Here is a 7,510-nt window from a genome sequence, read left to right as displayed (position 1 = left end):
CATTCAAACACAGCAAACACCATTGAACAAGGTTATAATGAACTTACCCTATCAAATATAAAAGATAATGAAGAAATCTATGTAAGAGCACAAAAAGACTATAATGAATATATAAAACATAATTTCTCTCAAACTATACAAAACAATAAAGATTCTAAAGTAAAAGGAAGTTACACAGAATCTATTACTAAATATCATAAGCAAGAAATATTAGGTTTAAAAGATGTAAGAGTTGGAGGAGAATATCTTACTAATGTAGCACTAAGTAAAGATACCATAGTAGGATTAAGTAATACTCTAAATGTAGGAGCTAGTAATAAACTAAGAGTGGCTAAGGATAGTAGTGAGTATGTTGGGGGAGATAGGAGTGTGGAGGTTGGAGCTAATCAAAACACTACCGTAGCTAAAGATGAAAATAGGAATATAAAAGGAAATAAAAGTGAGGTGGTGGAGGGAAGCCTAGATATAAGAGTGAGTAAGGATGTAAATATTAACACAGAATCTAATCATACACTAACAAGCACTGGAGCTATTGATATTTTTTCAAACACAAATACACATATCCAAAGCAAAGAGCAACTATCTATAAGTGCAAATAATACAGAACAACTATTTGAATCTGATTATAATATCAATGCTGGCAATCAAATAACTCACCAAGTAGGCGATACCCAAATCATTGCTAAGGGAGACTCTGTTATAATAAAAGCTGGTGGAGTTGAAGTCATTATAGATTCCAATGGACTTGTGGTTAAAGGTGGAGAGCTTAAAGCAGAGTAAAATAAATTAAAGGAGTTCTTATGCAAAAGTTTTTAATAGTTTTAGGATTGTGTTTAATGTTAGCCATTAGTGCTAATGCACAATCCCCAAAAGAAGCTAAACCTAGCTTTGATTGTGCTAAAGCAAAAAGCAAGGTAGAAAAGATAATATGCAATGATGAAAGTGAGGAGTTAAAAAATTTAGATCGCTATATGGCTGAAGTCTATACACAATTAAGAAAAGAGTTAAAAATCTCTAAGTTTCCTGATAAAGAAAAAAGACTAAAAGATCTTTTAGATTCACAAAGAGCTTTTATTAAAAATTTGGATAAGGTTAATTCTATAACAGGTGCTTATGAAGAACGCATTACACAACTACTTAAACTTCTAGGAGAAGTGCTAGATTCTAATAATAAAGAATTATGTGAATATGCAAGAAAAGATCAATTTGATGAGAATAAATGGCAAGAAGTTCCCCCCTCTGTCAATCCTCCTTTTAGTATAGGTTTTTGTGCTTTTGGAGCAAATAATCAATATGGTGTTTTTTATCGTTATTGCACAGAAAAAAGAGAGATTATAAAAGAAGAAATGGCAAAAGCTATCAAAGAAAAAAGTCCTTATATCGGTTTTCCTAGAGTCTATAAAAGAAAAATTGATATTAATAATGATGGAGTGTTAGATAATGTGATTCTTTCAGATGGGGAATATTTTAGTGCACTTTGGATATATAAAAATGGTAAGTTAGATGCAAAGGCAAGTGATAAAATCTATGGAGATGATTTGCATTTTCATGGAGAAAAAACTAGTTATCAAATTGTAATGGTTAATGAAGTGCCTCACATAGCATTTACTACATATGCCCTACCAAGCAATAAAATTTCAGGAATACCAGAACAAGCAGTATTTGACTCTGAAATTCCTATATTAAGCTATTTAACTTATGGAGTTATGGAATTTCAAGGCAAAAATTATATTACTCTTTGGAGTGGTAGATTTAATTTTGATGAGAATTCTACTTATCCAGAAACACGCATTTATCTCTTAGAGGGCAACAAAAGAGAACTAAAATGCACCTACTAAAATAAAAATTTATAGGATTGATTAATGTTTGAAACAACAGAAAATAGAAATTATTTAGAAGATACCTCAAATTTACTTAAAGTTGTAGAGGGTTTTAGAAAACTCCCCTACAACGATAAAGCAAGGAAAGATGGTAGCGGGTATTTAACCATAGGTTATGGGATTAATTTGCAAGTTAGGACTTGGCTTGTCGCAGTTTTAAATGAACTTGGTGTATTTGGGGAGATAAGAGAAGTTGAAAGCGAGAACAATATACAGGCTTTAGATAATTTAGAAAATAAAGCTATTATTGATGAGTTTATAAAATGAGAAAGGAGATTCTATGATACATAAATTAAGTATATTATTTTACATTTCTTTTATATTTTTAAATCTAGCGAAGGCAGAGTTAAATGAGGTGACTAAGCCTACTTCTTGGTCTTGGGAGGGGAGATATGAAATCTCTAGCAATGGAGAAAAAGAAGGAAATGAAGAGTTTAATGGATATTTTGGCTGGATTGACATTGCATTATGTAGAGAAAATAAATGCGATTTTAGTTACGAGTCTGTTGCTGGAAGGATATTAAGTCAATGTATGCTTAATGGCAAAATACATTTTTTGGATTCCACTCGTACTGTTGCTACATTAATTAGCGACAATGAAGATTTTGCGCATTGTAAAATTCGTATTATTAAGAATAATCAAGGTATCGTGTTTGAAAAAGATGAAGAAGCATTTGATTCTATATGCTACACAATGTGCGGTAATGGAACTATATTTCAATGGAATACAATCTATAAGAAGGAATCGCTATAATGCTTTATGGTATTAAAGAACTCACCGAAGATGACTACAAAAAAGAATGTGCAAGACTTCTTATTGCTTTTGAGAATTTAAATTATAAACAAGAAAATACTATACATATTGCTGGTAATGTAACTGTTGGGTATGGTCTTGATTTAAAAACAAACAGCAACCCAAAATTGCTTTTGAAGGAATACCTACCCAATAATTCTAAAAAATTAAAAATAGGCGATGAAGAACTAACTTTCTATGAAATTATAGAAAGATATAGGTCTAATCAAAAGAGTTTTACAGAACCAAATGCAGTGAAAGGTTATTTGCAAAATAAAGTATTTAATTTTTCACTTACACAAGAACAGGCTCGAAAGATTTTAGAAAAAACTTTCGATTCATATAGAAAATATATATCGCAAAATATTAATGAAAATTTGTTAGCATACAGCAAAGAAAAGGCTTCCTTGGTGTCTTTACACTATCACGGTAGATTTGTTAACATAAACGATAATATGCGAGATTCTATCATTAAAAAATCAAGGTTTTTACCTTGGTTCATTATAAGATATAAAACAAATATAAATACTTACTTAGGATATATTTCTAGAAGTTGTGATGAGGCAGATATTTATTTATCTAATCCAAATATTAATCAAATAAAACTTATATTTGATATATTTTCTTATTTAAATATTAAAAAGGAAACGATACGCTATAGAGAATATGAACTTAATAAAAATATTCAGAATTTTACCGCTAAAACAAAAGAAGATACTCTTTTAAAGTTGGCACGAGATATAAAGACAAAGGTATAAGCGATGATAATAGATTTTACATTGAGAATAATACACTACACGGAACACCTGCGCACAATATGAATAGGCATTATGTCGTAACCCAAATACGCAGAAACTTATCTTACAAAAAGGATTAAAAATGAAAAAACTTTTATTTCTTTTGCTTATACATTTTGCTTTTGGCGAGGAGTATATATGGCAATGGTATAGGGTTGATTGCACATATACGCAGAACATAGAAACATTGTTTGAGTATTGTAGTCCTATGGAGCAAGAATTTATAGAAGAGGCAAGGAAAGAATGCGGAGAAGATAATTGGATAAAATTGCAAAAATGGATTGCTTGTGGTGCTCCACAAAAAGTAATTATAGGAGCTAAGGATATACAAGAAGCCTATAAGGCTTATATGCAGTATGCTGGTGAAAAATGGTTATTTGAAAAACTCCCGTTGCAAAACTTGAAAAAAGAAGACGATGATTATTTGATTCAATATGTATGGAAAGGCAATACATCTTTGGAAATATATTATGGTTTTGATATGAAAACTCAATGCGACTATGTGTATTTTTCTGATATGGGTAATGGCAATATTGCTATTGTAAAGGGTAACGATACCGTATGCAAACTCTAAAACTACATTGCAACTCAAATGCGAGTTAATATAAACTAAAAACTTATTATAAAGGAAGACTATAATGACACACCATAAGCTTTATATGCAAAAGAGCATTATATATCTTTTAGTGTTATCACTATCATATGCTCACGCATTCAATATTACTCCAGAAGATGAGACGAAAGAACAACCTTTGGTTTATGGTCATAATACAATAGAAATTAATGCTAAAAATCTTTACTTCAAAGAGCTGCAACAAAACACTCCTTTGCCAAAAAATGCTACACCACTTAAACACACCAAAGATACACAAGCACTTTTGCAAAACAAAGAAACACCACAAGGACACACCCATAACCGCTTTGAGGGCAATTTAGAAGTCAATGGAATTTTGCAATACTCCATAAGGAAAGATTGGAACGGAATCCACAAAGAATGGGTTTTGTTTTTTGATAAAGTATATTATAAATCTGGACTTATTCCTAAAAATAAGCTGTATTCTACTAAAGAGTCGCTTATACCAGAAAGTGCCTACATAAATATAACAAAGTTTAACAACCAAGAATTGCAAAAATTATTTAATATATCAAAATCTAAACCTTTAACAATTATCGGAGTTAGGGCAAATGGCATACTTAAAGAGTTGAATATCACTACTCACGATGGCGATGAATGGAATTTTTTTGGCAGCGTGAAGAATATCTCATTGTTGGGTAATATAATCTTCAAATATCCAAACAAAAGAGAACTTATAGAATCTATGGGTTTAAGTAATAATATTTTATCCTACGCCTCCAAAGACTCCTACATTAATCTACGAAACTCCCCTAATGGCAAGATTCTGCAAGCAATACAAAAAGATACGATGTTAAATGATTGTAATGCACGAGGAAATGAGCTTAAAAATCAAGGAATATTACTGTCTCTCGGTGTAGATTCCACCAATCCCAAATGGCTAAAAGTAGCTTATATCCCACCAGAAGCAAAAGATACAAGTAAGGCAATCTATGGAGTAATCCACGAAAGTCAGGTAAGTTCTCAGTGTGAAGGCTTTTAAAATGAGTTATTCTCCTATACACCAAACCACAACAGCTAATCCAAACTTTCAAATCAACAGACAAGCAAAACTCTCTCAACACTATATCATTACAGATGCAAAACTGAGCACAAAAAAGCCTCCTTTACAAAACAAGAGCAAAGTTCTTGTACAAAGTGTAAGTTTTAAAGACAAGAAGTATATACATTATAAAGCCAATGACACTCTTACATTTCAAGCTCACTATAATAATACAAAGCTCTCACAAGAACAACTCAAAGAAGCTAAAGCAAATACGAAATGGGCATATATTTTAAGCACAGATGAGATTCTTCCTCAAAAGCCTAATTACAGAAAGATTACACAAGAAGGAAGTGATAATCCTTATATATGTGAATACTATACACTTACTTTAAAAAAAGAATACTTTGATATAAACAAAGCTACTTATCTTCATATCTTTGCTTATATTAATGCTCCAAACAGTAAAGTCAAACAAGTGCTTAAACTTGAATATCCCCTCTCTTTAAGATTTAATGGGAAAGAACTTCATATAGTAGAGTGGGGAAAGGTAAAAAAAGAGAAAAGCTTTGGACTTCATCCCTTAAGTCTCAATAATCCAGAAAGGCAATTTGCTGAATCTAAAAAGTATTTTATACAAATAGACAATATATCCCCTATCCCATTATCTCAAAAAATATATTATCTAGATATATATGATGAAAACAACAACAAAGTAGGAACCATTACAAATAACAATACGCAAAATATAATCAATACAGAGCTTTTAATAGATGATAGTTTCTGCGAACTAGCAAATGTATTGCTAGAATATCAAGGAAAATATGCTGCAAATAGAATAAAGTTAGAGGTGGGGTATGGGGAAAGGAAAAGTGAAATTGATTTGAGAGAAAAGAGTGGTGGAAAGGTTAAGTGGTTTTCACAATTTGAGCCACCTGTTCCAAATTATGGAAATACAGCTTGTTTTAGGGCTTCAAAATACACTGTCCAACAAGCAGGTGTAAAAGATGTTAGTGGTCCATACGAAAAAACATTACAGATAGCAAAAGAAATTAAAAAAGCAAACACTCAGACTGATTATCTATCTATTGATGTTTTGAAAGCAAAACAGGCTGTAAAATATATAAATGAACAATTAGAAAATGCTTACCCCATTGTTGTTGGTGTAGATCATACCTATGGTAATACATACAATACCGATAAAACAACCGATCACTTTATAGTAATCGTAGGCAGAAAATATGATGAAAAAGGAAAATTGTATTATTTATTCTATGAAGTTGGTACACATAGTATCAATGAAAAAACATATCAATGGGGAACAAGCGACAATAATAAGTTATACATACAATCTAATTTTGTGTTAAGTGGACAAACACAAATGGGAAGTAAGAAAAATTACATTGTAACGCAAGTGCGGGTTAATATAAACTAAATATAAGGAGCAAACCAATGAAAAAGCTAATGCTGTATATATCTCTAACAATCTTTCTCAACGCACAGGCAATGGATTTATGGGATACAAATTTTTATGAAATAAATAAAGAGAATGGCAAAGATTGCTTAGTAGCCGATGCAAGTGGATTTAGCTTAAGATTAAATAAAAAATTGCAAAAAATGATTCGTAACTTTGCTATGGAGGCTGAAAGTTTGAAAATTATAGATATTCAAACAAAAAATAATCATATATCCATAAAAGCTATTTCTGTACCACATAATTGTAACGAAATAGGTGTTAGTAAGTGTTTAAATGAGCCCATACAAAATACTACTTCCTACTCACAAGAATATAGCGTGTTTGGCATTGAAATACTTAACGACAATATGCTCTCTGTCAAAGATGAATTTGGAATAAGGTTTTATACAAATAATGCAAAACAATATATGTTGTGTAAATCTCAAATAGAAGTAGAAGAGTAGATTTATACTTGTTTAACAACCACTCTCACCAAGCCAGATTGCAAACCCTCTTTATCCCTTAGATTCAATGGTAATGAATTAGAAATATTAGAGTGGGGGGAAGTGAAAGGGGATAAAATCTTTGCCCTTCATCCCTTAAGTCTCAATAATCCAGCAAGGCAATTTGCTGAATCTAAAAAGTATTTTATACTTACTTTAACTTTTTAACACATAATAAAACACTCTCTCTAACACTCAAAAACACACTAACACATAAAAGCCTTGTATAAAGGGTTTTTTGCATAAGTGTTTTATAATATGCTTATATGTTATAACCCTTTTTTTACTTCCGCTCGATGTTTTTTGTTTGTATCTTATGTGTATTTTAGAATGTATTCTAAAAAAGGATACACAAAAGAATACACAAAAACATTACTACATATTAAAGTATGTTTTATGTGCTTAAAAGGCATATAAAACTACACAATAAAAGCTTATAAAATCCATTAAGTAGAGAATGCAAAA

At 30.9% G+C, this 7,510-nt stretch carries 9 protein-coding genes; all 9 read left to right on the top strand.

Translation table 11 applies throughout. The features are described from left to right. On the top strand, positions 1 to 780 hold a 780-nt coding region (locus T368_RS15950; protein ID WP_027338474.1), incomplete at its 5' end, for a bacteriophage T4 gp5 trimerisation domain-containing protein. A 20-nt stretch (positions 781 to 800) separates the two neighbouring features. Beyond that, entirely contained in the window at positions 801 to 1,838 is a 1,038-nt protein-coding gene (locus T368_RS0110405) for a lysozyme inhibitor LprI family protein (protein WP_004084776.1), read from the top strand. Positions 1,839 to 1,862: 24 nt separating this feature from the next. Further along, positions 1,863 to 2,147 carry a hypothetical protein gene (locus tag T368_RS0110400; RefSeq protein ID WP_004084778.1) on the top strand — a complete coding sequence of 95 codons (285 nt, stop codon included), beginning with the start codon at positions 1,863 to 1,865 and terminating at the stop codon, positions 2,145 to 2,147. Positions 2,148 to 2,160: 13 nt separating this feature from the next. Next, positions 2,161 to 2,634 carry a hypothetical protein gene (locus T368_RS0110395; protein WP_004084780.1) on the top strand — a complete coding sequence of 158 codons (474 nt, stop codon included), beginning with the start codon at positions 2,161 to 2,163 and terminating at the stop codon, positions 2,632 to 2,634. Further along, complete coding sequence (locus tag T368_RS0110390; RefSeq protein ID WP_004084782.1) at positions 2,634 to 3,431, top strand: hypothetical protein; 798 nt, start codon at positions 2,634 to 2,636, stop codon at positions 3,429 to 3,431. The genes T368_RS0110395 and T368_RS0110390 overlap by 1 nt, the downstream gene beginning before the upstream one ends. Before the next feature lie 121 nt (positions 3,432 to 3,552). Beyond that, a complete protein-coding gene (locus T368_RS0110385) occupies positions 3,553 to 4,044 on the top strand; it encodes a hypothetical protein (protein ID WP_004084784.1) in 492 nt (163 codons plus the stop codon). 64 nt (positions 4,045 to 4,108) lie between these two features. Continuing rightward, positions 4,109 to 5,086, top strand: coding sequence for a hypothetical protein (locus tag T368_RS16880; RefSeq protein ID WP_004084786.1), 978 nt, complete (start codon positions 4,109 to 4,111; stop codon positions 5,084 to 5,086). Beyond that, positions 5,073 to 6,521, top strand: a complete 1,449-nt coding sequence (locus tag T368_RS16875) for a TIGR02594 family protein (protein WP_230455592.1) — start codon at positions 5,073 to 5,075, stop codon at positions 6,519 to 6,521. Before T368_RS16880 ends, T368_RS16875 begins: the two co-directional genes overlap by 14 nt. Before the next feature lie 17 nt (positions 6,522 to 6,538). After that, positions 6,539 to 7,006 (top strand): hypothetical protein, encoded by a 468-nt coding sequence (locus T368_RS0110370; protein ID WP_004084789.1) that lies wholly within the window; start codon positions 6,539 to 6,541, stop codon positions 7,004 to 7,006. Positions 7,007 to 7,510: the final 504 nt, after the last annotated feature.

The organism is Helicobacter bilis ATCC 51630 (assembly GCF_000686565.1).
Taxonomy (GTDB): domain Bacteria; phylum Campylobacterota; class Campylobacteria; order Campylobacterales; family Helicobacteraceae; genus Helicobacter_A; species Helicobacter_A bilis.
The sequence above is the reverse complement of the archived record's forward strand: the minus strand, read 5'-3'. Positions and strand labels throughout refer to the sequence as shown.

Bases quoted from the DNA above. Each gene is read 5' to 3' on its own strand.
- T368_RS0110370 (WP_004084789.1), top strand. From the start codon at position 6,539: ATGAAAAAGCTAATGCTGTATATATCTCTAACAATCTTTCTCAACGCA.
- T368_RS0110405 (WP_004084776.1), top strand. From the start codon at position 801: ATGCAAAAGTTTTTAATAGTTTTAGGATTGTGTTTAATGTTAGCCATT.
- T368_RS0110395 (WP_004084780.1), top strand. From the start codon at position 2,161: ATGATACATAAATTAAGTATATTATTTTACATTTCTTTTATATTTTTA.
- T368_RS0110385 (WP_004084784.1), top strand. From the start codon at position 3,553: ATGAAAAAACTTTTATTTCTTTTGCTTATACATTTTGCTTTTGGCGAG.
- T368_RS0110400 (WP_004084778.1), top strand. From the start codon at position 1,863: ATGTTTGAAACAACAGAAAATAGAAATTATTTAGAAGATACCTCAAAT.
- T368_RS16880 (WP_004084786.1), top strand. From the start codon at position 4,109: ATGACACACCATAAGCTTTATATGCAAAAGAGCATTATATATCTTTTA.
- T368_RS0110390 (WP_004084782.1), top strand. From the start codon at position 2,634: ATGCTTTATGGTATTAAAGAACTCACCGAAGATGACTACAAAAAAGAA.